This is a genomic window from Rhodococcus sp. 5A-K4 (assembly GCF_046097995.1).
In the GTDB taxonomy this organism is placed as follows: Bacteria; Actinomycetota; Actinomycetes; order Mycobacteriales; family Mycobacteriaceae; genus Rhodococcus_F; species Rhodococcus_F erythropolis.
This window is the reverse complement of record NZ_JBJURM010000002.1, coordinates 360,130-385,543: the sequence shown is the minus strand read 5'-3', so window position 1 is coordinate 385,543 and position 25,414 is coordinate 360,130. Positions and strand designations below refer to the sequence as shown.

27 protein-coding genes and 1 tRNA gene are annotated in these 25,414 nt (G+C 63.1%); 10 read left to right on the top strand and 18 right to left on the bottom strand.

Translation table 11 applies throughout. From position 1 onward, the window contains the following. Nucleotides 1–25 precede the first annotated feature (25 nt). The 3 genes from ACKAMS_RS04255 to ACKAMS_RS04245 are packed head-to-tail and all read right to left on the bottom strand — an operon-like array spanning nucleotide 26 to nucleotide 2,915. Nucleotides 26–652, bottom strand: a complete 627-nt coding sequence (locus ACKAMS_RS04255) for an LUD domain-containing protein (protein ID WP_197940909.1) — start codon at nucleotides 650–652, stop codon at nucleotides 26–28. Beyond that, nucleotides 649–2,169, bottom strand: coding sequence for a LutB/LldF family L-lactate oxidation iron-sulfur protein (locus tag ACKAMS_RS04250; protein WP_408988645.1), 1,521 nt, complete (start codon nucleotides 2,167–2,169; stop codon nucleotides 649–651). Before ACKAMS_RS04250 ends, ACKAMS_RS04255 begins: the two co-directional genes overlap by 4 nt. Continuing rightward, entirely contained in the window at nucleotides 2,166–2,915 is a 750-nt protein-coding gene (locus ACKAMS_RS04245) for a (Fe-S)-binding protein (RefSeq protein WP_134998887.1), read from the bottom strand. The genes ACKAMS_RS04250 and ACKAMS_RS04245 overlap by 4 nt, the downstream gene beginning before the upstream one ends. Nucleotides 2,916–3,013: 98 nt before the next feature. Here ACKAMS_RS04245 and ACKAMS_RS04240 point away from each other — a divergent pair, with 98 nt between their 5' ends. Beyond that, nucleotides 3,014–3,724: a FadR/GntR family transcriptional regulator gene (locus ACKAMS_RS04240; protein ID WP_029256358.1), complete on the top strand. Its 711-nt coding sequence runs from the start codon at nucleotides 3,014–3,016 to the stop codon at nucleotides 3,722–3,724. 53 nt (nucleotides 3,725–3,777) lie between these two features. Further along, a tRNA-Met gene (locus tag ACKAMS_RS04235) sits at nucleotides 3,778–3,851 on the top strand. Nucleotides 3,852–3,948: 97 nt separating this feature from the next. On the opposite strand, the gene ACKAMS_RS04230 is transcribed toward ACKAMS_RS04235, so the two are convergent. Genes ACKAMS_RS04230 through ACKAMS_RS04195 form a run of 8 tightly spaced genes read right to left on the bottom strand, consistent with a single transcriptional unit; the run spans nucleotide 3,949 to nucleotide 10,924 of the window. Beyond that, nucleotides 3,949–4,575, bottom strand: a complete 627-nt coding sequence (locus ACKAMS_RS04230; RefSeq protein ID WP_029256359.1) for a TenA family protein — start codon at nucleotides 4,573–4,575, stop codon at nucleotides 3,949–3,951. Then, nucleotides 4,572–5,324: a glutamine amidotransferase gene (locus tag ACKAMS_RS04225; protein WP_003939869.1), complete on the bottom strand. Its 753-nt coding sequence runs from the start codon at nucleotides 5,322–5,324 to the stop codon at nucleotides 4,572–4,574. The genes ACKAMS_RS04230 and ACKAMS_RS04225 overlap by 4 nt, the downstream gene beginning before the upstream one ends. Further along, nucleotides 5,317–6,408 carry a phosphotriesterase gene (locus ACKAMS_RS04220; RefSeq protein ID WP_232508895.1) on the bottom strand — a complete coding sequence of 364 codons (1,092 nt, stop codon included), beginning with the start codon at nucleotides 6,406–6,408 and terminating at the stop codon, nucleotides 5,317–5,319. The genes ACKAMS_RS04225 and ACKAMS_RS04220 overlap by 8 nt, the downstream gene beginning before the upstream one ends. Further along, nucleotides 6,363–7,406, bottom strand: a complete 1,044-nt coding sequence (locus ACKAMS_RS04215; protein ID WP_003939698.1) for an ABC transporter permease — start codon at nucleotides 7,404–7,406, stop codon at nucleotides 6,363–6,365. Before ACKAMS_RS04215 ends, ACKAMS_RS04220 begins: the two co-directional genes overlap by 46 nt. Then, nucleotides 7,403–8,173 carry an ATP-binding cassette domain-containing protein gene (locus ACKAMS_RS04210; protein ID WP_003939830.1) on the bottom strand — a complete coding sequence of 257 codons (771 nt, stop codon included), beginning with the start codon at nucleotides 8,171–8,173 and terminating at the stop codon, nucleotides 7,403–7,405. Before ACKAMS_RS04210 ends, ACKAMS_RS04215 begins: the two co-directional genes overlap by 4 nt. Nucleotides 8,174–8,175: 2 nt before the next feature. Beyond that, nucleotides 8,176–9,183 (bottom strand): substrate-binding domain-containing protein, encoded by a 1,008-nt coding sequence (locus ACKAMS_RS04205; RefSeq protein WP_019745494.1) that lies wholly within the window; start codon nucleotides 9,181–9,183, stop codon nucleotides 8,176–8,178. Next, nucleotides 9,180–10,079, bottom strand: a complete 900-nt coding sequence (locus ACKAMS_RS04200; RefSeq protein WP_060937926.1) for a carbohydrate kinase family protein — start codon at nucleotides 10,077–10,079, stop codon at nucleotides 9,180–9,182. The genes ACKAMS_RS04205 and ACKAMS_RS04200 overlap by 4 nt, the downstream gene beginning before the upstream one ends. Before the next feature lie 2 nt (nucleotides 10,080–10,081). After that, nucleotides 10,082–10,924: a BtpA/SgcQ family protein gene (locus ACKAMS_RS04195; protein ID WP_003940276.1), complete on the bottom strand. Its 843-nt coding sequence runs from the start codon at nucleotides 10,922–10,924 to the stop codon at nucleotides 10,082–10,084. A 234-nt stretch (nucleotides 10,925–11,158) separates the two neighbouring features. Here ACKAMS_RS04195 and ACKAMS_RS04190 point away from each other — a divergent pair, with 234 nt between their 5' ends. After that, the gene (locus ACKAMS_RS04190) at nucleotides 11,159–12,184 is read left to right on the top strand and encodes a LacI family DNA-binding transcriptional regulator (RefSeq protein ID WP_141488323.1); all 1,026 of its coding nucleotides are present in this window, start codon (nucleotides 11,159–11,161) and stop codon (nucleotides 12,182–12,184) included. Here the strand turns inward: ACKAMS_RS04190 and ACKAMS_RS04185 are convergent. The 4 genes from ACKAMS_RS04185 to ACKAMS_RS04170 all read right to left on the bottom strand — a co-directional run bounded on the left by ACKAMS_RS04185 (nucleotide 12,145) and on the right by ACKAMS_RS04170 (nucleotide 16,246). After that, nucleotides 12,145–13,227 carry a M20/M25/M40 family metallo-hydrolase gene (locus ACKAMS_RS04185; RefSeq protein WP_141488322.1) on the bottom strand — a complete coding sequence of 361 codons (1,083 nt, stop codon included), beginning with the start codon at nucleotides 13,225–13,227 and terminating at the stop codon, nucleotides 12,145–12,147. The genes ACKAMS_RS04190 and ACKAMS_RS04185 overlap by 40 nt on opposite strands. A gap of 26 nt (nucleotides 13,228–13,253) precedes the next feature. Further along, a complete protein-coding gene (locus ACKAMS_RS04180) occupies nucleotides 13,254–13,871 on the bottom strand; it encodes a sortase domain-bontaining protein (RefSeq protein ID WP_020970938.1) in 618 nt (205 codons plus the stop codon). Further along, entirely contained in the window at nucleotides 13,843–15,540 is a 1,698-nt protein-coding gene (locus ACKAMS_RS04175) for a hypothetical protein (protein WP_408988644.1), read from the bottom strand. Before ACKAMS_RS04175 ends, ACKAMS_RS04180 begins: the two co-directional genes overlap by 29 nt. A gap of 133 nt (nucleotides 15,541–15,673) precedes the next feature. Next, a complete protein-coding gene (locus ACKAMS_RS04170; protein WP_134998891.1) occupies nucleotides 15,674–16,246 on the bottom strand; it encodes a peroxidase-related enzyme in 573 nt (190 codons plus the stop codon). A 154-nt stretch (nucleotides 16,247–16,400) separates the two neighbouring features. On the opposite strand from ACKAMS_RS04170, the gene ACKAMS_RS04165 reads away from it, so the two are divergent. Beyond that, nucleotides 16,401–17,279, top strand: coding sequence for a GyrI-like domain-containing protein (locus tag ACKAMS_RS04165; RefSeq protein WP_408988643.1), 879 nt, complete (start codon nucleotides 16,401–16,403; stop codon nucleotides 17,277–17,279). Nucleotides 17,280–17,342: 63 nt separating this feature from the next. On the opposite strand, the gene ACKAMS_RS04160 is transcribed toward ACKAMS_RS04165, so the two are convergent. Together ACKAMS_RS04160 and ACKAMS_RS04155 are read right to left on the bottom strand one after the other, a co-directional pair. Beyond that, complete coding sequence (locus tag ACKAMS_RS04160) at nucleotides 17,343–17,990, bottom strand: CoA transferase subunit B (protein WP_007730017.1); 648 nt, start codon at nucleotides 17,988–17,990, stop codon at nucleotides 17,343–17,345. Further along, the gene (locus ACKAMS_RS04155; RefSeq protein ID WP_007730016.1) at nucleotides 17,987–18,733 is read right to left on the bottom strand and encodes a CoA transferase subunit A; all 747 of its coding nucleotides are present in this window, start codon (nucleotides 18,731–18,733) and stop codon (nucleotides 17,987–17,989) included. Before ACKAMS_RS04155 ends, ACKAMS_RS04160 begins: the two co-directional genes overlap by 4 nt. Before the next feature lie 171 nt (nucleotides 18,734–18,904). Between ACKAMS_RS04155 and pcaH the strand changes: the two genes are divergently transcribed. From pcaH to ACKAMS_RS04125, 6 genes are read left to right on the top strand one after another with little or no spacing between them, the layout of a single operon-like run. Beyond that, nucleotides 18,905–19,624, top strand: coding sequence for a protocatechuate 3,4-dioxygenase subunit beta (pcaH, locus tag ACKAMS_RS04150; protein ID WP_408988642.1), 720 nt, complete (start codon nucleotides 18,905–18,907; stop codon nucleotides 19,622–19,624). Next, nucleotides 19,617–20,258, top strand: coding sequence for a protocatechuate 3,4-dioxygenase subunit alpha (pcaG, locus tag ACKAMS_RS04145; RefSeq protein ID WP_021331870.1), 642 nt, complete (start codon nucleotides 19,617–19,619; stop codon nucleotides 20,256–20,258). Before pcaH ends, pcaG begins: the two co-directional genes overlap by 8 nt. Nucleotides 20,259–20,269: 11 nt before the next feature. Further along, the gene (gene pcaB / locus ACKAMS_RS04140) at nucleotides 20,270–21,598 is read left to right on the top strand and encodes a 3-carboxy-cis,cis-muconate cycloisomerase (RefSeq protein ID WP_069145534.1); all 1,329 of its coding nucleotides are present in this window, start codon (nucleotides 20,270–20,272) and stop codon (nucleotides 21,596–21,598) included. Continuing rightward, nucleotides 21,595–22,776: a 3-oxoadipate enol-lactonase gene (pcaD, locus tag ACKAMS_RS04135; protein ID WP_408988641.1), complete on the top strand. Its 1,182-nt coding sequence runs from the start codon at nucleotides 21,595–21,597 to the stop codon at nucleotides 22,774–22,776. The genes pcaB and pcaD overlap by 4 nt, the downstream gene beginning before the upstream one ends. Further along, nucleotides 22,773–23,597: an IclR family transcriptional regulator C-terminal domain-containing protein gene (locus ACKAMS_RS04130; RefSeq protein ID WP_007730008.1), complete on the top strand. Its 825-nt coding sequence runs from the start codon at nucleotides 22,773–22,775 to the stop codon at nucleotides 23,595–23,597. Before pcaD ends, ACKAMS_RS04130 begins: the two co-directional genes overlap by 4 nt. A 24-nt stretch (nucleotides 23,598–23,621) precedes the next feature. Continuing rightward, on the top strand, nucleotides 23,622–24,833 hold the full coding sequence (locus ACKAMS_RS04125) for an acetyl-CoA C-acetyltransferase (RefSeq protein WP_029256371.1): 1,212 nt from the start codon (nucleotides 23,622–23,624) through the stop codon (nucleotides 24,831–24,833). On the opposite strand, the gene ACKAMS_RS04120 is transcribed toward ACKAMS_RS04125, so the two are convergent. Further along, on the bottom strand, nucleotides 24,834–25,373 hold the full coding sequence (locus tag ACKAMS_RS04120) for a MarR family winged helix-turn-helix transcriptional regulator (protein WP_257207229.1): 540 nt from the start codon (nucleotides 25,371–25,373) through the stop codon (nucleotides 24,834–24,836). Nucleotides 25,374–25,414: the final 41 nt, after the last annotated feature.

Genomic DNA, 25,414 nt, shown 5'->3' with positions numbered 1-25,414 from the left:
CCCCTGAGTTCCCGCTCGGCGGGAATCAGCCATCCACGATCACGACGTGCAGATTTCGCGGACCGTGTACACCTTCGACGCGTTCGAGTTCGATGTCGGAGGTTGCCGACGGGCCGCTGATCATGGTGGTGGGACGCTGCGGCGTCAGCCGCGCAATCGCCTCCGGCACTCCCACTTCCACACTGCTGCGATACACGACGCAGATGTGTGTGTCCGGTACCAGAGTCAACGCACGACGTCCCTGCTCCGGACCGGCGTCGAGGAAGATGGTGCCGGTCTCGGCGCACGCTACCTTCGAGCCGGTGACAACGGCGTCGAGGTTCTCGAGTTCGGGAGCCGGTACGTCCGGGCTGTCCACCACCAGCGTTCCGTCGAACCCGGCTACCCATGATCGGTCGAGGCCGGCGGGGATCCCCAGAGTGTTTAGTCCGCGCTGTCTCAGTATTCCGGCGACGGCATCGGCGATTTCTGTTGCAGCGCAATGGTGAACGTGCGCCTTGTAGTCCTCGAGGCGGTCGACGAACAAATCGATGAGCTCCCCGTCGGACATGGTTCTGCCAGTCCGGTAGTTTCGCGGTATCTCGCCTTCACCGGCGGGCGCCAAGGTGATGGCATCACGAATGCGTCCGAGCACCACGTCACGTGAATTCATCTGTCTGCCTTCCCGTCACGACGAGCCTCGTCCAATGCCTCGCGGCCTTCGTCGGAGTCCCACCAGGATCGGAAGGTCTGCTTGGGCGGTGCGGGAATGTCTCTGGCAGCTGTCCAACCGTTCAATGGAGGTGGCAATGTGGAGATCTTCCCCTTCTTGCCGGCCACGACGCGTCCGAGCCCGGCAGCTTTCTGAGCCAGCGTCCACCTGCCCTCGGTCGACATCGCCAGAGATGCGGCTTTCATCGCCAAAGACTCTGCCGTGACACCGGATTGCTCGACCTTCTGGTGCCGCAATTCGACCAGCAGCGACGGGATGTCGATCTTGACCGGGCAGGCGTCGAAGCACGCACCGCACAGACTCGAGGCAAAAGGAAGAGTCGAATTCGGATCGTCTTTGCCATGCATGCCCGCGAGCTGCGGAGTCAGTACCGCGCCGATCGGTCCCGGATAGGTGGATCCGTAGGCGTGGCCACCGGTGCGCTCGTAGACAGGGCACACGTTCAGGCACGCCGAGCACCGTATGCAGCTCAGGGCTTCCCTCCCGATCTTGTCGGCAAGCGCGGCGGTCCGGCCGTTGTCGAGGAGGACCAGGTGAAATTCCTGTGGACCGTCGTCAGGCGTCACGCCGGTCCACAGGGAGGTGTACGGGTTCATCCGCTCCCCCGTCGACGACCGCGGCAACAGTTGAAGGAAGACCTCCAGATCCTGATAGGTCGGCAGAATCTTCTCGATGCCCATGACGGTGATCAGTGTTTTCGGCAGCGTCAGGCACATTCGCCCGTTGCCCTCCGACTCCACGACGGTCAGAGTGCCCGTGTCCGCGATGCCGAAATTGGCGCCGGATACGGCGACGGGCGTCGTCATGAACTTGTGGCGCAGAAACTTTCGTGCAGCTGCGGCAAGTTCGGCCGGGTTCTCCCCGAGGTTCGGATCGACATCTGGCATCTCACGCAGGAATATCTCGCGAATCTCTGACCTGTTGCGATGGATCGCAGGAACCAGGATGTGCGACGGTTTGTCGTGGCCGAGCTGGACGATCAATTCCGCGAGATCGGTCTCGTAGGCGGTGATTCCCTTGGTTTCGAGATGCTCGTTGAGACCGATCTCCTGCGTTGCCATCGACTTGACCTTGATGACCTCGTCGGAGCCGGTGGCTTTGACAAGCTCGGTCACAATGGCGTTGGCCTCGTTGGCATCCGCTGCCCAATGCACCTGCCCACCGCGAGCGATTACTGCAGCTTCGAACTGTTCGAGCAGTTCCGGCAACCGCGCCATGACGTCGGCCTTGATCGCCGAACCCGCATCCCGCAGCTCCTCCCAATCGGGGAGCTCTCCAGTTACGTTGATGCGCTTGGCACGGATGGTATGCGTTGCCTTGCCGATATTGCGTCGCAGTTGCGCGTTGGCCAGCTCGTGATGTGCTGCGACAGGGAACTTCTCAGTACCTCGCAGGAACCCTGCACCTTCGGGTGACCTCGGCGGAAAGCTGGGCAGACCCAGCGTCACAGCGCTCATGCGTGCACCCGGCTTTCCACCGATGCCAGAATCTCCGCGAGGTGAATGGTCTTGGCGCCCATCTGCAGTCGTGACATCCCACCGCCGATGTGCATGAGACAGGACGAATCTCCGGCGCTGCAGAACTCTGCGCCGGTGTCGGCCACATGGCGAATCTTGTCAGCCAACATGGCCGTCGACGTCTCGGCGTTCTTGATGGCAAACGTGCCGCCGAAGCCGCAGCAGGAATCTGCTTCCGGGAGTTCGACCAGATCGATGTCGCGGACGTTGCGCAGCAACTGAAGTGGTTTGTCTCCCACTCTCAACATGCGCAGTGAGTGACAGGTCGGGTGATAGGTGACCCGGTGCGGGAAGTGCGCACCCACATCGGTGACACCGAGAACGTCCACGAGGAATTCCGAAAGCTCGTACGTCTTTGCCTTCACTGTCTGCACCTGCCCACACAGCGACGCGGTGCCGTAGCGCTCGGCAACGATCTCGTGTTGATGACGGATCGAACCGACGCACGATCCCGATGGTGCGACAACGGCGTCGATCGACGCATCACCGAAAGTATCGGCGTAGTTCGCGACCAGTGGCAGCGCGCCCGGCTGGTAGCCGGTGTTGACGTGCATCTGCCCACAGCAGGTCTGCCCGGACGGAAACACGACGTCGTGCCCGAGACGGGTGAGCAGGAGGGCGGTGGCCTTGACGGCGTCGGGAAACATCGTGTCCCCGATGCAGGTGGCGAACAGCGCTACTCGCATGTGGTTCCCCGCAATCTGTCGGTGTGGTCTGACCACAGTAATACATCCCCGGACAGGCCACCCCGTAAACGGCGTCCACCCGGTTATGCTCTTGCCTCATGCCGACCGAGCCGAGCCCGCGAGCGTGGGAACAAGTACTGAGCCACCTCGAACGTCGGCTCGTTTCAGGCGAGGTGTCTCCTGGCCAGCGCCTGCCGGGAGAGAGAATTCTGGCAGCAGAGTTGGGCGTCGGACGGTCATCGGTCCGAGAAGCGTTGCGGGTCATGGAAGCACTCGGCCTCCTCAAGGCGCAGACTGGCTCCGGCCCGACGTCCGGCGCGATGATCGTGGCCAAACCGACCGGCGGCATGACCATGCTGATGCGGATGCAGGTTGCAGCACAAGGATTTCCGGTCTCGGATGTGGTGAAGACACGACTCGTTCTCGAATCCGAGGTGATGCAGTCCCTGGCATCGCGGACCCCGACGCCCGACCTCAGCACGGCCGTCGAACTGCTCGACTCGATGGATGACGTAGATCTGTCGGCCGAGGAATTCCTACTACTCGACGCGCAATTCCACGTAGCGCTCGCCGACGCGGCGGGCAATCAGGTGATCGCAGCCATGATGACCGGCCTACGAGAGTCCATCGAGGCCTACGTTCTCGCGGGCGTGCAGATCGACAGCTGGCCGAGCACCTGCATGCGACTGCGTCACGAACACCGAGGATTGGTCGATGCGGTCAACGCGGGTGACGGCGAACTCGCACGTCAGCGCATAGTCGGACACATCCGCGGTTACTACTCGGAAAGCGCTCACTCCAGCCGGTGACAGGGGGTGGTAATTGCACCCCCAGAAGTCGTGTACTGTTGGTTTCACACCGACGCGGGGTGGAGCAGCTCGGTAGCTCGCTGGGCTCATAACCCAGAGGTCGCAGGTTCAAATCCTGTCCCCGCTACAAAGAAGAGGCCCGTAGGTTACGAAAGCGACCTACGGGCCTTTTGCTGTGCGCCTTTATTAACCGCCGGGGGTTAATAAAGGCGCACAGCAGTAGCTCACACCGCCACGTTGTGAAAATCGATCTCCGCGGCCAGCATGCCGGAGAACCACCGATCCAGGTCCTCGTCGGTGACGGACTCGGGCATGGCGTCCACCTCGCACGCCAGCACCGCCACCTGAGATACGAACGGCGGAGCGACATGCATGTCTACCCAGTCCTGCAACGCTGGTTCGCGCTGTACGTTCACTGCCGCCGCCTCCCGGCACCACGACAGATACAGGGTTTCCGCGGCGTACATGCCCACCAGGGCCGCCGCCCTGCCCTCTTCGCCAGCGAGGGTCAAGGCATGCGTCGACAGCACAGACGACTCCTCGACCAGAGCCGCTGCGTCCCCCGCGTACGGGAAGCGGGAACGCAACTGCGCGAAATACTCGCGCTGTTCGCCCACCAGGTTCGACATCGACGTCACGTGGTCGAGCGCGTCGTCGAGCGTCGGGGATTCGGCGACCACCAACCCCAACACCTTGACGGCCGTCAGTACGAATGCCTCTTCGATCACGAGGTACCGGCGGAATCCCTCATCACTCAACGTCCCGCCGATGGTGTCCTCGATGAATGGAACCGCCCGCGCGGCAGCGAGATTACTCTGCTGCCGCGCGAGCAGGTCTGAGGAGCGACTCATTCGCCGGCGACCCAACTGATCAAGCCGTCGAACAGGTCGGTGTATCCAGGCCACTGCTCACAGAACTCCGGCGGAGCCCAGTGCGGCGAGCAGTCCGAGGTGAAGACGATCGACCGTCCGGCGCCGTATTCACCGGCAGCGACAAGCGGATCGCCGTTGATGGTGGCGGGAACCACGGCACCGTCCTTCGCGACGACGCGGTTGTATCCCAGGAGCGCCGGCCAGGAATCGCCGGCACCACCGAGAGCCGGGTGAGCAGCATCGACGACGGTGGGAACGATCCCGGCCGGTGTCTCGACGCGATCGTCTTCGGCCAGCATCGTCACGGGTAGTACCTCGGCGATCGCGGTCTGGCGGAAAGCTGCTCGCGCCTGGAACCCGGAGAACGAGAGGTAGCCACCGATCATCATCAGTGAGCCGCCGGCGTTCACCCAGTCACGAAGCGCGACAAGGCGATCCTCCCCGGCGCGGAACTGGTCGAAGACACCGGGAGCCAACTGCAGCGAGTTCGCTCCGATGTCGGAGAGAACGACGACGTCGAACTGGGACAACGCTTCTGCGGTACCGGGGAACTGCGTCGGCACCAGGTGTGCGGGCATGTGTGTCACGTCGTGGCCACGTGAGGTGAGCGCATCCCGAAGCGGACCGACTCCCTCGACGTAGGAATGGACACTGAACTCGTCGACGCCCTTGACGTGCGTCGACGTCGTCATCCAGCTCTCGCCGGCGATCAGTACTCGTTTACCCATGACTGCTTCTGTTTCCTTTCGCGGCCTGCTCGAAGAGCGACCTCGGGTTGTCTCGCATCAGTGCGGACACTTGCTGGGGATCTACGCCTGCGCGCACCAACCGGGCGGCGAAGGCGAGTGGTACGTAGGAGAATCCGTTTCCGCCGTGCTTTCTGAGCATTGATTTGAGGAAGAGGTCGTGACTGAGCAGGAGCTGTGATGCGTGACCGGAGGTGACCAATCCGGCTACCGCAGTGGCTGTTTCCGCCGGATGCGGCGAAAGACCCTCGCCGGGAAAATCGAAAGGCATCCCGATCATGTCGAACTCGAGAAAGACACCGCGGTCGGCGAGCGATCGTTGGTAGTCGGCGTCGTGTCCGGACGGGTCCATGTGGCACAGGACCACTGCTTGCGGATCGACGCCCATCTCGTCGACCACGATGTCGACGACGTGATGTCCGACGCGCTGCCATCCCGGAAGGTGGACGAACAGGGGCACGTCCACCTCGCGCTGGGCGATGCATGCCGCCCTCAACGCTTTCGCCTCGTTCTGAGTGAAGAGCGGAGAGACTCCGATCTCCCCGATCACGCCAGGAGCCAATTCCTTTGCCGGATCGAACTCCTCGACGAGCGAACCGGCCAGATCGTCGACACCGAGTTCGTGCACCTCGACCGGATGGGTCGTCTCGAGGTACCACCCTGAACCCATGATCACTCGCACGTCTGACTTTCGCGAGAACTCCGCCAACTTCTCCGGTGCCCGGCCCAGTCCCGGCGGTGTCAGATCAACGATCGTCCGACCACCGAGGCGGGCGAAGTCCACAAGGTCTTCCACCACGGCCGCTGCGTCGTCGACTCGACAATTGTCGAGACTGTAATACGGATTGTCGTGAAGAAGCCAGGCATCCTCGGCGCGTACCGGACCGGCCAACCGCTGTGCCACAACCGGATCCGGGGCCTCGGTGTACGCACCGGTGACATCGTTGTGCAGATGTTCGTGTGGGAGAACCAGTCCGAGTTCCGAGCTGTCCACAGTTCCCGTGACAGTACGAACCTTGCTCATGAGCGTGCAGGCCCCGAGGGTGCGGACTGCAGGTGTCGCCACAGCGCGCTCAGGGTGTGTCCCCGCATGTTGATCCAGATGGCCAGTAGCAGAACGACACCGGTGATGATCGGTGTCAAGAACGGGCTCACACCGAGCAGGGTCAGTCCGTTGGCGATGATTCCGGTCAGGACGGCGCCGATGACGGTACCGATCACGGTGCCTCGACCGCCGAAGAGGTTGGTGCCACCGAGAACCACCGCGGTGATCACCGTGAGCTCGAATCCCGTTGCGGAGTTGGCCGAACCCGAGCCCAGTCGAGCCGCGATCAGCAGTCCCGCGATACCGGCAGCCAAGCCGGTGAAGACGAGCGTCATCATGAGCACACGACGCGTGTTGACGCCGGACCGTCGCACGGATTCGACGTTGGATCCGATACCGGTGACGTAGCGCCCGAAGCGCATGCGGTTGAGCGCAATTGCTCCGATGACCACGACGACGAGAGCAATCCAGGCGCTGGCGGAGAACCCGAGGAACTCAGCAGTTCCGAGCTTCGCGAAGTAAGTGTCGGCCGGAACCGGAACGGAGAATCCTTCGGTCCGATACAGCGCGATACCGCGAATGACGGACATCGTCGCCAGAGTCACGATGAACGGCGGAATGCCCTGATAGGCAGCGAGCCATCCGTTGACCAGGCCCCAGGCCGCACCCATCACCGGGGCGGCGACGAAGACCAGGGACGAATCGACGCCGGCCTGGATAAGCTCGGCACTCATCGCCGCGACGAACGCGACGATCGCACCGACGGACAGGTCGATCTGACCTGCCGTGATCACGAAAGTCATCGCCACCGCGATGATCAGAACCGGAGCGATCTGGGTTGCCAGGTTCGACAGGTTCGTGAATGTCAGGAACGACGACGTGGTCGCCGAGAAGACGGCTGCGACAGCAACTGTCACCGCCAGCATCGCGAGGGTGGGCTTGTTGACGCTGTCCCACAAGGAGGGTTTCGCGGCGAGCTTGCGCTCGATCGGCGCCTGGGTCTTCTCGAGAGTGGTCATGCCGTGGCTCCCTGTGTTGCTGCCGATGTCCGTTGCGGCACCGGAGTTCGAGTGATGAGTCCGACGAGGGACTCGATGTTCAGGTCGCCGATCGGAACATCGTCGACACTCTGTCCCTCGTACATGACCGTGATTCGGTCACATACGCGGAACAGGTCCTGCAGGCGGTGTGTCACGAGAATGACGCCCACTCCGGCCGCTGCGACGTCCGTGATCAGCTTCAGCACCGACTCGACCTCGGCGACGGCAAGCGCTGCGGTGGGCTCGTCGAGGATCAGTACGTCTGGCCGAAAGGAAACAGCGCGGGCGATCGCGACGGTTTGCCGCTGCCCGCCGGACAGTTGCCCGATCTCCTGGTAGGTCGACTTCACCTTGACATGCAGGTCGGCGAGAATGTGAGCCGCCTTCTCGTGCATGGCATGCCGGTCGAGGAATGGACCTTTTCGCGGTTCTCTGCCGAGGAACAGGTTGCTCGCGACGTCGAGCGTGTCGCACAGCGCCAGGTCCTGGTAGACGATGCCGATCTTCTTCTGCTGCGCGTCGAGCGGCGTCGAGAAGCGCACTGGTTCACCGTTGACGCGCATTTCGCCGCCGTCGTGCTGGACGGCGCCCGCGAGGATCTTCATCAGGGTGGACTTGCCGGCGCCGTTGTCGCCGACGACTCCGAGTACTTCACCCTTCGCCAGCCGAAGGTCAACTCCTTGAAGGGACTTCACCGGTCCGTACGACTTGGTGATGCCCGAGAGTTCGATCAGTGGAGGTGCCATGATTACTTCTCCAAGTAGTACATGTAGTCGGCTACGTTCTCCGGGGTCACGATCTGGGTGGGGACGGGGATGTTCGCCGGAGCGCCGCGACCACAAGCCAGGTCGATTGCCGAATTCATTGCCTCGTGGCCGAATTCGAAGGTGTTCTGCTGGACCACGCCTTTAAGCCAACCGGCTTTGAGTCCGCCTACCGCCTGATCCGAAAGATCCCAACCGACTGCTTCGATGCGATCCTGCGCCTTCTGACTGTTGACCGCCGCAACGAGTCCGATCAAAGCCGGCTCACCGGTTGCGTAGACGTACTTCATGTCGCCGCCGCCGGTCAGCAGGTTCTCCGCTGCTGTCTGTGCGTTCTCCTGAATGTTACGTCCGTCCACGACGGTGCCGACGGTCATTCCGCGGCCGGTCACGGTCTCAGTGAAGCCCTTCTGCCGCTCCAACTGAACAGTGCTGTTGAGCGCGCCGACGATACCGACCGTTCCGGTGTTGTTCGCGACGTCGGCCAAGGTGTTTCCGATCTTGGCACCGCCCTCGGCATTGGCCGTACCGACCTGAGTCGACAGCGCCGGATCGTCGATGGTCGCGTCGACCGCGACGACGGGAATACCCGCGTTCTTGGCCTTGACCACCGACGGCTTGATTCCGTCCGTGTCGATTGCATCGACGATGATCGCGTCGACTCCGGCGGCGATCAGATTGTCGAAGGCGTTGGCCTGCGCCACGGAATCGTCGTTGCCACTGATGATCTGCAGGTCGACACCTGCCTTGTCCGCGACGTTCTTGGCGGCATTGTTGATCTGGTTGAAGTACAGCGCCTGAAGGTTGATGGTCACCAGACCGACCTTGAGCTTGCCGTTCGTCCCGTCACAGCTTTCGGCGACTCGGGTCGGCTGCGGGATGGACGAGCCACCCGATGCGTCCTTCGAGTCACTCGACGAAGCCGAGTCACAAGCGGTGAGCGTGAGCGCGACTGCAGCTCCCAGCGCCAGAGGCAATGCACGTTTCATCATCGAGTCTCCAAAAGGGTGTGAGGGGTCAATGTTGCTGTGAAGCTGTCCAATTCATCTCGGGTGGGGCATCCGCGGGGTCCGGCAGTGGCGCAAGCCAAGGCAGCCGAGGCTCCCGCGAGTCGTGCAGCGTCCACCGGTGAGCGCCCGGCGTCGACAAAAGCGATGTACGTACCGCCGAAGCAATCACCGGCCCCGACGGCATCGACGACGTCGACCACTACTGCCGGTTCGCTCGTCACCTCGCCGTCCGGTGTGGCCAGTGTCCAACCTCGCGAGCCGTCGGTCACCAGCAGGTGTGTGTTGTGCTCGGCGGCCAGTGCCTGCCACTGATCGAAACCGATCCCGAACTCGCCTTCCCACAGGGCACGCCCTACGACGACGTGGTCAGCGAGCGCGAATGCGCGCAGTGCCGCGGCTTTGTTTTCACAACCGTCCAGATCGATTACCAGACTTACGCTTCCCGGCAATCCCTCTGGCAGGAAGCCCGCACGGTATCCGTCGAGGAACAGCCGTCCACCACCGGCAGCAGCCAATCGGGTGATGACAACTCCGATGCGTTCGGCATCGTTCGGGTCGTCTTGACTGATGATGGAGCGATCGCCGTCCTGCGCGATGAGTACAACTGCCGTCGACAGGAACGCATCTCGCGGCGACCAACTGGTGTCGACGCCGTCAGTCTCGAGGGCTTCGAGAAACTCGGTGGACCGCGCGTCCGGGCCCACGGCACCGGCAAAGATCACCTGCGCGCCCATTCGGGCTGCGGATACCGCAGCATTTGCATTCATTCCACCGTCGATCTGACTGATGGCCGTTGCCTGCACGCGCTCTCCGAGCACCGGTACATGTGGAACATGTACCGTCACATCGTTGTTGGCGTATCCACAAAAGACAATCATGGTTACTTTCCTGCGGCCCGGGACAGTTCGCGGACCTTCTCGCCTGCGACCCGTCCCCACCAGCGTCCATTGTCCTTCACCGAGGATGCAACTATGGCGCCGTCGCATTCCTTCATCAGCGCTGCCACATTGGCAGCCGTGATGCCGGATCCGATGATCACGGGAAGAACGGTGTTGTCTCGGATCACGGAAACCTCGTCGACCGAAGCGGCGTCACCGGTGCGCGAACCGGTCGCGATCAGGACATCTGCGTCGAAGAACTCGGCGTCTTCGGTCTGTTCCGCGACGGTGCGGTCCGCAACAATGGCATGCGCGCCATGCTTGACGTGCACGTCAGCAAAGATCCGGACCGGGTCGGCGCCGATGCGATGACGGAAGCGCGTCGTCTTGGCCGCCTGACCCTCGATGAAGCCCTCATTGGCGATGTAGGCATTGGCCCACTGATTGACGCGCACAAAACTCGCGCCTGCCGCCCACGCCGCGGCCACTCCGCACTCGCCGGCGTTGGACAGGATGCTGACGCCGACGGCCTTGCCGAACTCACCGACCACCGCTGCCGTGATGACTCCCATGCTGGCTGCGGTTTCGTATCCGTGTTCGCCGGGCTTGAGGAACGGTATGTCCCAGTGATTTTCGACGATCACACCGTCGAAACCGTTGTCGACGTACGCGTGCGCTTCCTCCACAGCGAAGCGAGCAATTTCCGAAACCGGCTGCCCGGTGTAGTGCGGGCTGCCCGGCAGAGCAGGGAGGTGGATGGCCCCGATGAGAGAAGGCGTGCCGGTGAACATCTCTGCCAACGCCGAGGGCTTGGGCGGAAAGACTCCGAGCGGTGATGCGGTCACTTCAGCTACCCCATTCCATGCGCAAGATTTGCGCTGTATGTCCATGCACAAGATCTGCACACGATGTAATCGATTGCCTTGATGAATTAGCAGGTTATGCGATCAACACCGGGTTGTGTCAAGGATTTCACAATTCGAATTTGTAAACGATTGCCTCAATCGCGTTACATGCGGGACACTGGACCGTGCGGTTCGATAACCTCGGACCCGAATCGAGCAGAAAACGGGGGACGCATGCGCAAGGCGACCATTCGCGATGTCGCGGAACTGGCCGGGGTCTCGACTGCCACCGTGTCGCGGGCACTGTCCGGATCCCGCCCTGTCTCGGACGAGCTTGCAGCGACGATCAAACGAGCCGCGGATTCTCTCGGATACTCGGGAAACATCATCGCCAGCTCACTGCGTCGCAATCGGACGGACACTGTCGGCATGGTGGTTCCCAGTATCGCGAATCCCTTCTTCACTTCGCTGGTGGTCAACGTCGAACACGTCCTGGCTCAGCGCGGCCTACAACTGTTCCTGTGCGATTCTCGTTCCGATCCCGACGTGGAAGCGCAGCGGCTCAAGTCGCTCGTCTCGCGGCAGGTGGACGGAATCATCATCAGCCCGTGCCACGGCGAATTGAGTGCCGAAGCAGTACGAGCCAGCGCAGCAACGCTTCCGGTCGTTCAACTGGACCGGTTTGCAATGGATACCCAGACGGACTGGGTCGGTGTCGACGACGACGCCGCTCAATCCCTCGTGATGGAGCATCTGTCGGAGCGTGGCGCGCGATCGGCCGCCTTCATCAGTTCCGAGCTGACCAATTCGTCAACAGAACTTCGCCGGGCCGGCTTCTTCCGTCACGCGGATCGAATGGGGATCGAAACTCGTGACGAGTGGACACAACTCGGCGAGTACTCGATCGAGTGGGGGCGCACGGCTTCCAACACCATCCTGACCGGCAAGACTCGCCCCGACGCCTTGGTCTGCGCCGACGACCTGATCGCGCTCGGTGTGCTGCAGACCTGCCACACATTAGGCATCGACGTTCCCGGCGACGTTCTGGTCACCGGTTTCGACAACATTCCCTTCTCCGAGTTGTGCAACCCTCCGTTGACCACCGTCGGGCAGCCACAGGAGAGAATCGCGGAAGAAGCTGTGCGACTTCTGGATCAGGCGATGAACAACTCTTCCGAGTCGACAGCCCACATTGCGCTTGCTCCTGAACTGATTGTCCGTCAGTCCACCGTCGGCCAAGCAGCAGCCACCGCACCGTAAGCCGCAATTGCATCGTCCAGTTCCGAGACCTTGACGCTTTCGTTGGCCGCATGCATCAACGAGGGAGTGCCAGGGCCCCAGATCACGACGGGAGCGCCGGGGGCGGCCGCTGCCAGCACCGAAGCGTCGGTGAAGTACGAAACCGGTTCGGTTGCAACAGGGATCGGCAAGGTAGCCAACCACGGATCCGACGCGTCGGTACGCACACCTCCCAGGTGAATCGACGTCTCCACCGAGTCGACTTCCGGTTGGGCGCGCCACCATGCAAGCAGGTCTGCGCCGTCTCCCACCGTGCGGTGATCGATCACCGCACGTGCATTGTCCGGCACGATGTTCGGAGCCGAACCGCCGCCGACCAAACCGAGGTTCCAGGTTTCGGCGCCCAGAAATACGTCGGACGACAGCGGAAGCTCACGCCGAGCTCGATCGACGACGTCAAGCAGTTTGAGGACAGCGTTAGTTCCTCGCTGCGGCGTACTCCCGTGCGCGGCTTTTCCTTTGACGGACACTTCGAGCCACAGTGCACCGCGGTGCCCCAGGTTGATGCGATTGCCGGTCGCCTCGGGAACGATGACAGCCCCGACCTCGAGATTCGCCACGGCGTCGGCCGAACGAACGGCCCCGAGCGATCCGATTTCCTCGTCGCTCGTCAGCAGTAGTGCGACCGGGACTCCACGTTCGAAAGCGTCGACAACCGCGGCAGTAGCGGCAACAAGGCCGGCCTTCATATCCGATGTCCCTCTGCCGAGGAACAATTCGCCGTCGACCTGTGCGGCGTACGGGTCGAACTCCCAGTCGGAGACAGTGCCCACTGGCACCGTGTCCACGTGGCAGGCGAACAGTAGTCTGGCTGCCGAGGGTGCAGCTTCGTTGGTGATCAAGGCCCAGGGATGATTGCCGGTCAGGTCTGACTCCACCTTCGCCTGTGGCGCACGTGAGAGAACCAACGAGACAATCGAATCCATCGCCCGCCGTTGAGGAGCGGCCTCCCCCGAGACCGTGTCGAGAGCTACCAGTTCCGAGAGAAGTCCGAGGGAATCCATGTACCTATTCTTGCACTGCCACGGATTCAGTGCGCTGCCAACTGGGCGATGACGACGTAATTGTCGTCGGTCGACTCTCCTTCGACGACATCACAATTGGCGAGGATCAACCGTCCCGGAACCGATTCGCGCAACTCGTGAGTGCCCAGCAGCGAACCTTTGTGCAGCGGCCCGACTGTTTCGACGTCGTACTCGAGTGTGCCGTTCGGTGTAGCCAGGAGAATTCGATCGCCCGGCTCCACTACCCGGAGCGCCCGGAACGGTGCTTCGCGAGTGGTGTAGTTGTGCCCGACGACAACAACGGTCTGTGTGGTCTCCGTTCCCGGCATTCCGCTCTCGCCCCACCACACCGGCAGCTCGTCGACGGGATTCAGTTGCTGCCCACTCTCGCCGCCGCGCATCAGTTTCTCCGAGTGCAACGGACTGCTCAGGTACGTGACCCCGGACGCAGACCTCAACTCGATCCTCTCGGGTTCTGCCGGATCGACGGTCACCGAAGCCGGTGCAGCCGCGATATGCGACTGCACCGGCGAGCGGTCAGGTAGCGATCCCGCATTCTCGCCCGAACATCCGGATGCGAGGAGGGTGAGGATCGCTACCGCCGAGAGACCGAGGCTACGCAGACGTGTTGCCCGGGCCGTCATGACGCTTGCGACGAACAACCACCGTCGTAGCTGCTGCGGCGGCAGCGCCCACGACTCCGACGCCGATCAATACAGCCGGCAGGTTGGAGTTGCTGCTACCGCTGGTGCTGCTGCTTGCAGTGTCACCGAGAGCAAGTTCGACGGGGGGCAGGCTTCCTGCAAGTGCCGGATCGCCGTCGGCATCGGCGACGTAGTAGTCGACGACGTCGAAGGCGCCCTTGTTGTTGTAGTAGCCGACCAGCTTGACGCCGGTCTTGTTCACTACAGCGGTGGTCTCGTCGACCTTCGTGACTCCGGAGCCGTCGTCGGTGTGCTCACCGATGATCACTTCACCGCCGACGACTGTTCCGTTGTCGATCTCCTTCTCGCCCTTTGCCTTGAGCTCGTCGACGATCTTCTGCGCTGCATCCGCTTCAGCCTTTGCCGCGGCTGCAGCGGCCTGAGCTTCCTTGGCCTTTGCTGCTGCGGCGTCGGCTGCGGCCTTCGCGTCTTCGGCGGCGAGGTAGAGATCCTGCGCCTTCTTGCTCGCCGCTTCGGCAGCTTCGGCCTTCTTGGCGGCTTCGGCAGCCTTTTCGTCGGCAATGGCTCGCTTGTCGGTGGCAGCCTCGCCCGCAGCATCGGCTTCGGCCTGGGCCGTCTCCGCGGCCTTCTGCGCAGCGTCGGCGTCCTTCTGTGCGGAAGCCGCAGTAGCCGCCGCTTCATCTGCGGCCTTACGGGCGGCGGTAGCAGCTTCTACCTCGGTGGCAGCTGCGGACTCGGCTGCCTTGGCCGTGGTTTCAGCGGCGGTGGCCACCTTCTGAGTTTCCTTGACGGTGATCGCGAGCTGCTTGGCGTTCCATGCGGCGGCCAGCGCCTGAGCCTTAGCGACGGCTGCCTTCGCGAAATCCCAGTTCTTGAAGGCTTCCTCGGCTTCCTTGTTCTTGTCCGCAACCAGCTTGGCGTTTGCATCCGCGGCAGCCTTCGCCTCATCGGCTTTGGCTTGCAGAGCATTAGCCTCGGCGCGCGCCTGTGCTGCCTCTTCGGTCTTGGGCCCCGAACCGGCGGCCTTCGCAGCTTCCTCGAGTTCGGCAGCCTTGGCTGCGGCCGCGTCTGCTTCTGCCTGAGCTGTTTTTGCTACCTCTTTCGCATCGGCCGCCGCGGACTCCGCAACCTTGGCTGCCTCTTCAGCTTCCTTGGCGGACTGTTCCGCGGCCCCTGCCTCCGCCTTGGCCTTGGTCGATTCGACCGCCGCCTTGGTTGCCTCGACGCTCGCCTGAGTCATTGCCTCGGTCGCCTTCACCGAAGTGTCTGTCGCTGCGGACGAGTCGACCCCTGCCGTCGCGGCTGCTTCGGCGGCCTTCGCTGCCGCGTCGGCTGCTGCTTTGGCTTTTGCTTCGGCTTCCGCCAGTGCTGCGGCGTCCGTAACTGCGGTTTCGGCACTGCCCGCGCCCGCGACCCCGGCTTCAACCTTCTCGGGTGTGGTCTCGGTGCTCGTCGCCGCGTCGGCGTCGGTGGTGGCAGCTGCCTCTTCCTCTGCGCAGGTCACCAGCGGATCGGTACTCGGGGTACACACGGTTTCGGGCTCTGCCGATGCAATTCCTGTGCCGCCCACCGCCAATCCGAGAGCTAGTACGGCACCGGCGGCCGCAGAGCGGACCCTCCGAGAATGGGCGATGGACTTCTCCGACATAGCGCTCAACCTTTCGGCCTTCTTTACGAAGACGGCAATTCCGGCGTGGACAGCCTTTACTTCGTCGGCTGAGTTCCAGACGTTACGACCGGTCGGTCCGAAAAATTGAAAGCTTATGTTCGAGTCGCAGGAATCAGGACCGCGGAACGCGCCCCATCAGGTAGAACTCCGGATTGGGCAGCATGCCGGAGAAGCTCGCCATGCGATTGCTCAGTCCGAAGAATGCAGTGATCGCGGCGATGTCCCACGCGTCCTCGTCGCCGAAGCCGTGCTCACGGAGGGTGTCGAAGTCGGCGTCGGCGATTTCGTGCGAGGCGGAGTTCACCTTGGTGGCGAAGTCGAGCATCGCGCGCTGACGATCGGAGATCTCTGCGGTGCGATAGTTGACTGCAACCTGGTCGGCAACCAGCGGCTTCTTCTCGTAGATACGCAGAATCGCGCCGTGCGCGACAACGCAGTACGTACATTTGTTGGCCGCAGAGATCGTGGTGACGATCATTTCTCGATCGCCCTTGGTGAGTGCGGAATCTTCCTTGAGCATGATCGCGTCGTGGTATGCGAAGAATGCCCGGAACTCGGCTGGCCGCCGAGCGAACATCAGGAAGACGTTGGGCACGAACCCTGACTTCTCCTGGATCTCGAGAATCTTGGCGGCGATGTCCTCGGGCACCTCGGTTAATTCAGCCTGCGGAAAACGGGTGCTCACTGTGCCTCCTGGTCAACCATCGATGTTCGATTCAAGATAATGATGATTAACTGAGTTGTCCAGATGCATTTCCTGCCCTACTTTTTCGGGCACGGATAGTCGGGTACGGCCCAAGTGATCTGCGTAGCGTGAAACCCGTGAACAGGAAGACACGATGATCGACGGACTGAACCGCGCGCTCGACTACATCGAAAGCAATCTGAGCGGCGAGATCGACACAGCCGAGATGGCAAGGCTGGCAACCACCTCGGAGTATCACTTTCGGCGGATGTTCTCGGCCCTGGCCGGCATTCCCGTATCCGAATACATCCGTCGACGTCGACTCACCCTGGCCGGTGCCGAGTTGTCCGTCAGCAGATCAGGAGTGTTGGAGACCGCCGTGAAGTACGGCTACTCGTCCGCGGAAGCCTTCACACGAGCGTTCACCGCATTTCACGGCGTGAGCCCGGGCGCGGTCAAACGCGCTCCCGCCGTTCTCAAATCACAACCGAAACTTGTCATTCACGTGACGTTGGAAGGAGCCACACCGATGGACTACATGCTTGTGGACAAACCTGCCCTGACGGTAGTCGGGTTCAAGACCCGGGTTCCACTGGTACACGAAGGTCCCAATTCTGCGATCGATGATTTCACCCGCTCCGTGGACAAGGTTGCGTTGCGCGGGTTGCGCGAGCTGTCCGATCAGGAACCGGCGGGAATCGTCAGTGTCGTCGACAATTTGGCGCATCCCAGAACCGAAGGCACAGAACTGGATTACTACCTGGGAGTGGTCACCGGCAAACCTTCACCCACGGGTTTCGATGTGCTGACGGTCGACGCACACACGTGGGCCGTGTTCACCGCCGACGGGTCGGCAATCGAAGATGTGCAGTACTTGTGGCGAGATATCTACACGGAATGGTTCCCGGCCAACCCTTTTCGCTCCGTACCTGGTCCCGAGATCATGCGTACCGAATACAACGACGATTTCACCGTCGCACGGTTCGAGCTCTGGATTCCGGTCGAGAGCGAGCTGAACGACGTCGGGGCGTAAAACAGCCGCCGGGTCGGATGGAAGTCACGACCCGGCGGCTGAGCCATCAGATGAAACATACTGTCAAAGAATCAGTTTCGCTCCGGTGGCAGCAACCACGTCCTCGACGCTGATGCCCGGCGCCGTCTCCACCAGGCGGAGACCGTCGTCAGTCACGTCGATCACGGCCATGTCGGTGATGATTCGCTGGACGCAGCCCTTACCGGTCAGTGGAAGCGAGCACTCCTCGACGATCTTGTGCTCACCCTTCTTCGAGACGTGCTCCATCATCACGATGACGCGCTTTGCGCCGTGGACCAGATCCATCGCGCCGCCCATGCCTTTGACCATGTGGCCGGGGATCATCCAGTTCGCGAGGTCTCCGGTGGCACTGACCTGCATGGCACCGAGCACGGCAACGTCGACCTGGCCGCCGCGGATCATGCCGAACGACGCTGAGGAGTCGAAGAACGACGCACCGGGGAGAACGGTGATGGTCTCCTTGCCCGCATTGATCAGCTCGGGATCGAGTTCGTCCTCGGTCGGGTACGGCCCAACACCCAGAACGCCGTTCTCCGAGTGCAATACAACGGTGATGTCGGTCGGGAGGTAGTTCGGAACCAGCGTCGGCATACCGATGCCGAGGTTCACGTACTGCCCGTCCTCGAGTTCTCGCGCGACGCGGGCCGCCATCTCTTCGCGGGTGAGTTTGGTGGGTAGTACAGAAGTCATGCTCGTACCGTCCGATTCTCGATGCCGACCGTCACGGGGCCGACGTGGACAACACGCTGAACGTGAATGCCCGGCGTGTGGATCTCGGCGGGGTCGAGCTCACCCGGCTCGACGAGGTGCTCGACCTGCGCAATGGTGATGCGCCCCGACGTTGCTGCAGCCGGATTGAAGTTCTGGGTACTCGCGCGGTAGACGAGGTTGCCGTGCCGGTCACCTTTCCAGGCATGGACCAGTGCATAGTCGGCGACGATGCCGCGCTCCATCACGTAGGTGACGCCGTCGAAGTCACGAGTTTCCTTGGGCGGACTGGCAACTGCGATGCCGCCGTTGCCGTCGTAGCGCAGTGGCAGGCCGCCGTCGGCGACCTGGGTGCCGACGCCGGCCGGGGTGAAGAACGCGGGGATGCCCGCGCCCCCGGCGCGCATGCGCTCGGCGAGCGTGCCCTGCGGCGTGAGTTCGACTTCCAGCTCACCGGAAAGGTACTGACGCGCGAACTCCTTGTTGGAGCCGACGTACGAGCTGACAGTACGACGGATACGCCCCTTCTCCAGAAGCACTCCGAGCCCGAACCCGTCGGTGCCGCAGTTGTTACTCACCGTTTCGAGTGATGTCGCGCCCTGCTCTAGGAGCGCATCGATGAGGATTTCCGGCACTCCGACGAGCCCGAAACCTCCGACAGCGATCGTGACGCCGTCCGGCACGTCGGCGACGGCCTCAGCAGCAGTGGGAATGACTTTGTCCATCATGTCGATCACAGTAGCGCGGTGCGTACGTATTGTGAACCCCCGTGCGCATCACGAACATTTTTCGCCCCCGGCATTGCCTGGGTCACATCTACGACCTATTCTGTTCGCAGAGCGCAACACATGTACACATTGCGAACAACTTCACGTAACCGAACGACGAGGTTCCCTATGCTGCATCTACCGCCGAGGTACCAGCGGCCGACTGGCGTCAACGCCCCGGCCGATTTCGCGGACTACAAGACCACTTCTCTTCGCCACCCGAAGCAACCGCTGAAGCTGCTCCCCCAGCGCCTCACGGAGCTCACCGGGCCGGTATTCGGCGAAGATCGCGTCGGCGCCGGCGAAAACGACCTGACCATTGCCAACGGCGGCGAAGCACAGGGACAGCGCATCGTCGTTCACGGCCGTGTACTCGACGGCGACGGAAAGCCGGTCCCCCACACACTGCTCGAGGTGTGGCAGGCCAACGCCGGTGGACGCTACCGCCACACCGGCGACAACTGGCCCGCGCCGCTGGACCCGTTCTTCAACGGGCTCGGTCGCTGCGTGACCGACACGAACGGCCACTACAGCTTCACCACGATCAAGCCGGGCGCCTACCCGTGGATGAACCACGACAACGCCTGGCGACCGGCCCACATCCATTTCTCGCTGTTCGGCACGGCATTCACGCAGCGCCTCGTGACGCAGATGTACTTCCCCGAAGATCCGATGTTCTTCCAGGACCCGATCTACAACTCAGTGCCCGAAGAAGCCCGTCACCGCATGGTCAGCGTCTTCGACTACGACGCCACAGTCCCCAACTGGGCTCTCGGGTTCCGCTTCGACATCGTCCTGCGCGGCCGTAATGCCTCCGTATTCGAAAACGAGGAAGACCACGATGACTGATCGCACCGCGAAGCCCGCACCCACTTATCCGGTCGTCCCCGGCGACTTCACCACCGCCCCCTTCGGGGTCACGCCCTCTCAGACCGTCGGACCGTACTGGCACATCGGCCTCCCCTGGACGGACGGCCCCGACGCTGCCCCGACCGACACCCCCGGACGAATCACGCTGGCCATCACGGTGATCGACGGCGCCCGCACACCCGTCGCCGACGCGATGATCGAAACATGGCAAGCCGATACGCTCGGGCGCTTCAACCATCCGGACGATCCCCGCGGCGCAGTGGACCTCACTCCGGCGGGTTTTCGCGGATTCGCCCGCAGCGCAGCAGATTCCACCGGCACCGCACTGGTCCACACCGTCAAGCCCGGAGCGCAGCCCACTGAAACGGATGCGGACGAGGCGCCGCACGTCAACGTGTCGGTCTTCGCTCGCGGCATGCTCGACCGCCTGGTCACCCGCTTGTACTTCCCCGAGGACACCGACGCACACGCAACAGATCCGGTGCTGTCCTCACTGAGCGAAACCGAACGCGCGAAGTTGGTTGCAACCAAGGTCGACGGTGGGTACTCCTGGACGGTCTATGTTCAGGACGAGGACGCGAACGGCGTCGAGACGCCCTTCTTCGAGTTGTAAGAGGAGTACACATGCCCACTCGCGGCGCACTGTTCGACCCGGTGTTCGGGGCCACCCGAGTATCGGAGCACCTGTCCGACCAGGCGTGGGTCACCGCGTTGCTCGACGTGGAGGCCGCACTGAGTTGTGCGATGGCCACCGTCGGGTTGGCCGACGGGGAACATTGCGCCGCGGTGGCGACCGCCGCAGCTGAACTCTCACAACCGGGCGGCCTGGACATCGTGGCGCTCGGCCGCGCGTCGGCCGCCGGCGGAAATCCCGTCATTCCGCTGGTGAAGATGCTGCGCGAAAGGGTGGGACAGGAAGGTGTGCCTGCCTCCGTGGTGCACCCGGGCGCCACCAGTCAGGACATCATGGACTGTGCGCTGATGCTGTTGACGCGACGCGCGGGCGCGGTGGTTCTCGCCGACCTGACCCGCGCCGCCGATTCCGCCGCCCACCTCGCCCGCATCCATCGCTCTACTCCGATGGTCGCGAGAACCCTGGGACAACAAGCACTTCCGACCACCTTCGGGCTACTGGCATCGAGTTGGTTCACCGCACTCGACGCCGCAGCGATTCGTCTCGAAATCGTGCTGTCCACGTTGCCGGTTCAATTCGGCGGAGCCGCAGGAACACTCGCTGCGTTGTATCCCGACGGGCTCAGGATCGCGGACGCGCTGGCCGACGAACTCGGTCTGGCCAGGCAGGTCACTCCCTGGCACACCGACCGCGTGACCATCGCAGAACTTGCGACCACACTCGGTATCGTCGCCGGCGCTGTTTCCAAGCCCGCCACCGACATCACCGTCATGGCGTCCACCGAGCTGTCCGAGGTTGCCGAGAGCGCTCCGGGCGGCTCATCGGCCATGCCGCACAAGCAGAATCCGGTTGCCGCGATCACCGCCCGCGCGGCAGCGCGACGTACTCCCGCCCTGGTGGCCACAGCCCTGTCGAACATGGATCACGAATTCGCTCGCGCCGCAGGCCCCTGGCACGCCGAGTGGGAAACCGTCACCGATCTCCTGCGTCTGGCAGGCGGAGCAGCGCACCAGCTTTCCGTGAGCCTCACCGGCCTGCAAGTACACACCGAGTCGATGGCTCGTAATCTCGACATCACCGGTGGCCTGATTCTCGCCGAGCGTGTCACCAAGGCCCTGTCCGCACACACTGATCGAGCACGCGACATCGTCACCGCGGCAGCCACTTCCGGAACCAGGTTGGATCGTGATCCCGCCATCGCAGAGCACCTGAGCGAAACCGAGATCGCCGAACTACTCGACCCCGCACACTATCTGGGCCACGCCACCGATCTGGTCGACCGCGCCCTCGCCGAACGCCCCACAGGAGGATCTCGATGAGCGTCGCGCTCAACTTTCAACAGACCGGCAATCCCGATGCCCCGGCAGTGGTTCTCCTGGGTTCACTCGGATCCGATCTGTCCATGTGGCAGCCGCAGATTCACGCGCTGTCGAATCGCTACCGCGTCATCGCCGTCGACCATCGCGGCCACGGCAAGTCACCGGTGCCTGCGGGCCCCTACTCCATTGCCGATCTTGCCGGCGATGTCATCGCTCTCCTCGATTCGCTCGAACTCGAGTCCGTACATCTCGTTGGGCTCTCCCTCGGCGGCGCTGTCAGCCAATGGATCGCCGCGCACCACCCCACTCGCGTCGAGACGTTGACGTTGATGTGCACGTCCTCGCAGTTCGCCCCGGCTCAGCCGTGGATCGATCGTGCGCAGGCTGTCCGTGCGGACGGCATCGCGTCCATCGCGGCCGCCGTCGTCGGACGCTGGTTCACGCCGGGACTGGCCGAAAACGATCCGGAGCTTGTCGCCCGCCACGTCGCGATGGTCGAAGCCACACCCAACGAGGGTTATGCCGCCTGCTGCGAGGCGCTTTCGATGTGGGACGGCCGCGCCGACCTGGCCCGCGTCGTCGCTCCGACGCTCCTCGTCGCGGGCGAGCAGGATCCGTCGACACCTCCGGCGACGTTGAGCGCGATCGCCGACGGTATCGCCGATGCGGTACTGCACGTGGTCGATCCCGGCGCACACCTCGCCAACGTCGAACAGGCCGGGCGCGTCACCAAACTGCTTGCAACGCATATTGCCTCGCACACATCTGCGCTCGCCCAACGTAGCGCCGTGGTATCGGCAGGTATGACCGTACGACGTCAGGTGCTCGGCGACGCCCACGTCGATCGTTCCATCGCCGGTGCCACCGAGTTCACGGCCCCGTTCCAGGACTTCATCACTCGCACGGCGTGGGGCGACATCTGGTCACGCCCCGGCCTCGATCACCACACCCGCAGGCTCCTCACTCTCGCGATCCTCACTGCCGTCGGCAACGAACACGAACTCGACATGCACATTCGCGCTGCGCTGCGTGCCGGGATCGATCCCGACGAACTCGTGGAAGTATTTCTCCATACCGCGGTTTATGCGGGTGTGCCGAACAGCAACTTGGCTTTTGCGCTGGGAAAGCAAGCACTCGCAGACCTCTCGGCCGAACCTGAGGAGAACGAGACAACATGAGTGAGAACAGCAGCGAGCAAGCGCCGGGACCGTCACCGGACTACGTGCAGTCGCTGGCCCGTGGGCTGTCCGTCATCAAGGCTTTCGACGGTGAGCACCCGCGTCGCACCCTCAGCGAGGTTGCCAGGCACACCGATCTCACGCGTGCGACCGCTCGCCGCTTCCTGCTCACACTCGTCGAACTCGAATACGTACGTACTGACGGTTCAGTGTTCTGGTTGACGCCGCGAGTCCTCGAACTCGGCTACAGCTACCTCTCCAGTCTGTCCCTTCCCGAGATCGCCGGGCCGCATCTGGAAGCCTTGTCCGCCAAGGTCCGTGAATCCACGTCCGTGTCGATCCTCGACGGTGACGACGTCGTGTACGTGGCCCGTGTTCCGGTCAGCCGCATCATGACGGTTTCCATCACCATCGGCACGCGCTTTCCCGCGTACGCCACATCCATGGGTAGGGTTCTGCTCGCCGGCTTGCCGGACGACGCCCTGGACGCCTACCTCGCCCGAGTGTCCTTCGCCCGCCTGACCGGCAAGACCATCTCCACCGCCGACGGTCTGCGTGCCGAACTCGAGAAGATTCGCGCCGACGGATTCGCGATTGTCGATCAGGAACTCGAAGAGGGTCTGCGCTCGCTCGCCGCACCCATCCGGGACGCAACCGGTGATGTGGTCGCGGCTGTCAACATCTCCACCCAAGCCGCCCGCTACAGCGCCGAAGCTGTTCGCGGTGAACTGGTTCCGGCCGCAGTCGCCACCGCGGACGCCATCTCCGTCGATCTCGGACGTACTCAGTCGTCCAACAACCACTCGGCAGCCACTCGCTGACCGGGCATACCCAAGGAAGAACCAATGCCTGACGTTGTCATCTGTGAACCGCTCCGTACCCCTGTCGGCCGCTTCGGCGGTGTCTTCCGTGACGTAGCCCCGGAAGATCTCGCCTCGACGTTGATCGCCGAACTCGTCACGCGTACCGGCATTTCCGGCGCGGAGATCGACGACGTCATTCTCGGCCAGGCTTCGCCGAACGGTGAAGCTCCGGCGATCGGACGCATCGCGGCGCTCAACGCCGGTCTGGGCGTCGATGTTCCCGGCATGCAGGTGGATCGCCGGTGCGGGTCGGGATTGCAGGCAATCATCCAGGCCGTCATGCAGGTTCAGTCCGGTGGCAGTGATCTGGTCCTGGCGGGTGGTGCCGAGTCGATGAGCCAGGCTGAGTTCTACGCAACCGGAATGCGTTGGGGTGTCAAGGGTGAAGGTGTTGCGCTCAGCGATCGTCTCGCGCGCGCCCGCGTGACAGCCGGCGGACGCGACTTCCCGGTTCCCGGCGGAATGATCGAAACGGCAGAGAACCTGCGCGCCGAGTTCTCCATCAGCCGCGAAGATCAGGACGCACTCGCGGTGCAGTCGCATCAGCGTGCCGTTGCCGCACAGAAGAACGGCGTCTTCGCCGAGGAAATCGTTCCGGTATCCGTTCCGCAGCGCAAGGGTGAGGCCCTGCTCGTCGACACCGACGAGCATCCGCGGGCCGACACTTCGATGGAATCGCTTGCACGCCTTCGTCCCATGCGCGCAAAGATCGACCCGGACTCCACCGTGACGGCGGGTAATGCCAGCGGCCAGAACGACGGCGCAGCGATGGCGATCGTCACCACCTCAGACAAAGCCCGCGAACTCGGACTGCGTCCCCTCGCACGCCTGGCAAGTTGGAGCGTTGCCGGAGTTCCCCCGCGCACCATGGGCATCGGTCCCGTCCCGGCGTCGGAGAAGGCACTCGGCCGCCTCGGATTGACCTTGGCGGACATGGATGTCATCGAACTCAACGAAGCCTTTGCGGCACAAGCACTTGCAGTCCTGCAGAGTTGGAAGCTCGAAGCCGACGACCCACGCGTCAACCCCAACGGCTCCGGCATCTCCCTCGGCCATCCGGTCGGTGCCACGGGTGGACGAATCCTGGCCACCCTGTTGCGCGAGATGGACCGTCGCGAAGCACGTTACGGCCTCGAGACGATGTGTATCGGCGGCGGGCAGGGCCTGGCTGCAGTGTTCGAGCGCCTGTCCTGATCAAGCCCCGACGTGCGCGACGCCAGGGTCACCGAGTTCGCCGCGTAGACCGTCGAGAAAGACACGCAGCAGTTCGGTGAGTTCGGCCTGCTGCTGCTCGGTGAGAATCGACGTCAGTTCGGCTTCACGGCCGAGGACTCGGTCCACCAATTGCTCCACCAGCTCGTGACCGGCGGCAGTGAGGGTCACGAGCACTATTCGAGACCCTTCCGCGGCGGAAGACCTCTCCACCAGACCCGCGTTCTCCGCGCGCGCGAGTCGCTGCGAGATCGCACCGGCCGTGACTCCGGTCTGCTCGGTGATCTGGCGAGTCGTCAACTGATACGGCTCGCCGGATCGCCGCAGGACACTGAGTAGGTCCAGCGTGGCTGTGTCCGCACCGGCCGAGGCGAGTACCCGTCGGCGATCCTCACCGAGCAACTTGGCGCACATCCACAGCCTGGTCACAATGCCGATACCCTCTACGGGCGTGCCCGGCCTTTCGCGAAGCCAGGCCAACGCAACCGCGTCCACTGCGTCGTCCGGGTTGTAGTCGCCCACCACTGCACACCTCATTTAGCTCTAAATGATACGTTCTTCGT

Excerpts from the sequence above, each read along its gene's own strand:
- ACKAMS_RS04255 (WP_197940909.1), bottom strand. The coding sequence starts at position 652 with ATGAATTCACGTGACGTGGTGCTCGGACGCATTCGTGATGCCATCACC.
- ACKAMS_RS04250 (WP_408988645.1), bottom strand. The coding sequence starts at position 2,169 with ATGAGCGCTGTGACGCTGGGTCTGCCCAGCTTTCCGCCGAGGTCACCC.
- ACKAMS_RS04245 (WP_134998887.1), bottom strand. The coding sequence starts at position 2,915 with ATGCGAGTAGCGCTGTTCGCCACCTGCATCGGGGACACGATGTTTCCC.
- ACKAMS_RS04240 (WP_029256358.1), top strand. The coding sequence starts at position 3,014 with ATGCCGACCGAGCCGAGCCCGCGAGCGTGGGAACAAGTACTGAGCCAC.
- ACKAMS_RS04230 (WP_029256359.1), bottom strand. The coding sequence starts at position 4,575 with ATGAGTCGCTCCTCAGACCTGCTCGCGCGGCAGCAGAGTAATCTCGCT.
- ACKAMS_RS04225 (WP_003939869.1), bottom strand. The coding sequence starts at position 5,324 with ATGGGTAAACGAGTACTGATCGCCGGCGAGAGCTGGATGACGACGTCG.
- ACKAMS_RS04215 (WP_003939698.1), bottom strand. The coding sequence starts at position 7,406 with ATGACCACTCTCGAGAAGACCCAGGCGCCGATCGAGCGCAAGCTCGCC.
- ACKAMS_RS04210 (WP_003939830.1), bottom strand. The coding sequence starts at position 8,173 with ATGGCACCTCCACTGATCGAACTCTCGGGCATCACCAAGTCGTACGGA.
- ACKAMS_RS04205 (WP_019745494.1), bottom strand. The coding sequence starts at position 9,183 with ATGATGAAACGTGCATTGCCTCTGGCGCTGGGAGCTGCAGTCGCGCTC.
- ACKAMS_RS04200 (WP_060937926.1), bottom strand. The coding sequence starts at position 10,079 with ATGATTGTCTTTTGTGGATACGCCAACAACGATGTGACGGTACATGTT.
- ACKAMS_RS04190 (WP_141488323.1), top strand. The coding sequence starts at position 11,159 with ATGCGCAAGGCGACCATTCGCGATGTCGCGGAACTGGCCGGGGTCTCG.
- ACKAMS_RS04185 (WP_141488322.1), bottom strand. The coding sequence starts at position 13,227 with ATGGATTCCCTCGGACTTCTCTCGGAACTGGTAGCTCTCGACACGGTC.
- ACKAMS_RS04180 (WP_020970938.1), bottom strand. The coding sequence starts at position 13,871 with ATGACGGCCCGGGCAACACGTCTGCGTAGCCTCGGTCTCTCGGCGGTA.
- ACKAMS_RS04175 (WP_408988644.1), bottom strand. The coding sequence starts at position 15,540 with ATGTCGGAGAAGTCCATCGCCCATTCTCGGAGGGTCCGCTCTGCGGCC.
- ACKAMS_RS04165 (WP_408988643.1), top strand. The coding sequence starts at position 16,401 with ATGATCGACGGACTGAACCGCGCGCTCGACTACATCGAAAGCAATCTG.
- ACKAMS_RS04160 (WP_007730017.1), bottom strand. The coding sequence starts at position 17,990 with ATGACTTCTGTACTACCCACCAAACTCACCCGCGAAGAGATGGCGGCC.
- ACKAMS_RS04155 (WP_007730016.1), bottom strand. The coding sequence starts at position 18,733 with ATGGACAAAGTCATTCCCACTGCTGCTGAGGCCGTCGCCGACGTGCCG.
- pcaH (WP_408988642.1), top strand. The coding sequence starts at position 18,905 with ATGCTGCATCTACCGCCGAGGTACCAGCGGCCGACTGGCGTCAACGCC.
- pcaG (WP_021331870.1), top strand. The coding sequence starts at position 19,617 with ATGACTGATCGCACCGCGAAGCCCGCACCCACTTATCCGGTCGTCCCC.
- pcaB (WP_069145534.1), top strand. The coding sequence starts at position 20,270 with ATGCCCACTCGCGGCGCACTGTTCGACCCGGTGTTCGGGGCCACCCGA.
- pcaD (WP_408988641.1), top strand. The coding sequence starts at position 21,595 with ATGAGCGTCGCGCTCAACTTTCAACAGACCGGCAATCCCGATGCCCCG.
- ACKAMS_RS04130 (WP_007730008.1), top strand. The coding sequence starts at position 22,773 with ATGAGTGAGAACAGCAGCGAGCAAGCGCCGGGACCGTCACCGGACTAC.
- ACKAMS_RS04125 (WP_029256371.1), top strand. The coding sequence starts at position 23,622 with ATGCCTGACGTTGTCATCTGTGAACCGCTCCGTACCCCTGTCGGCCGC.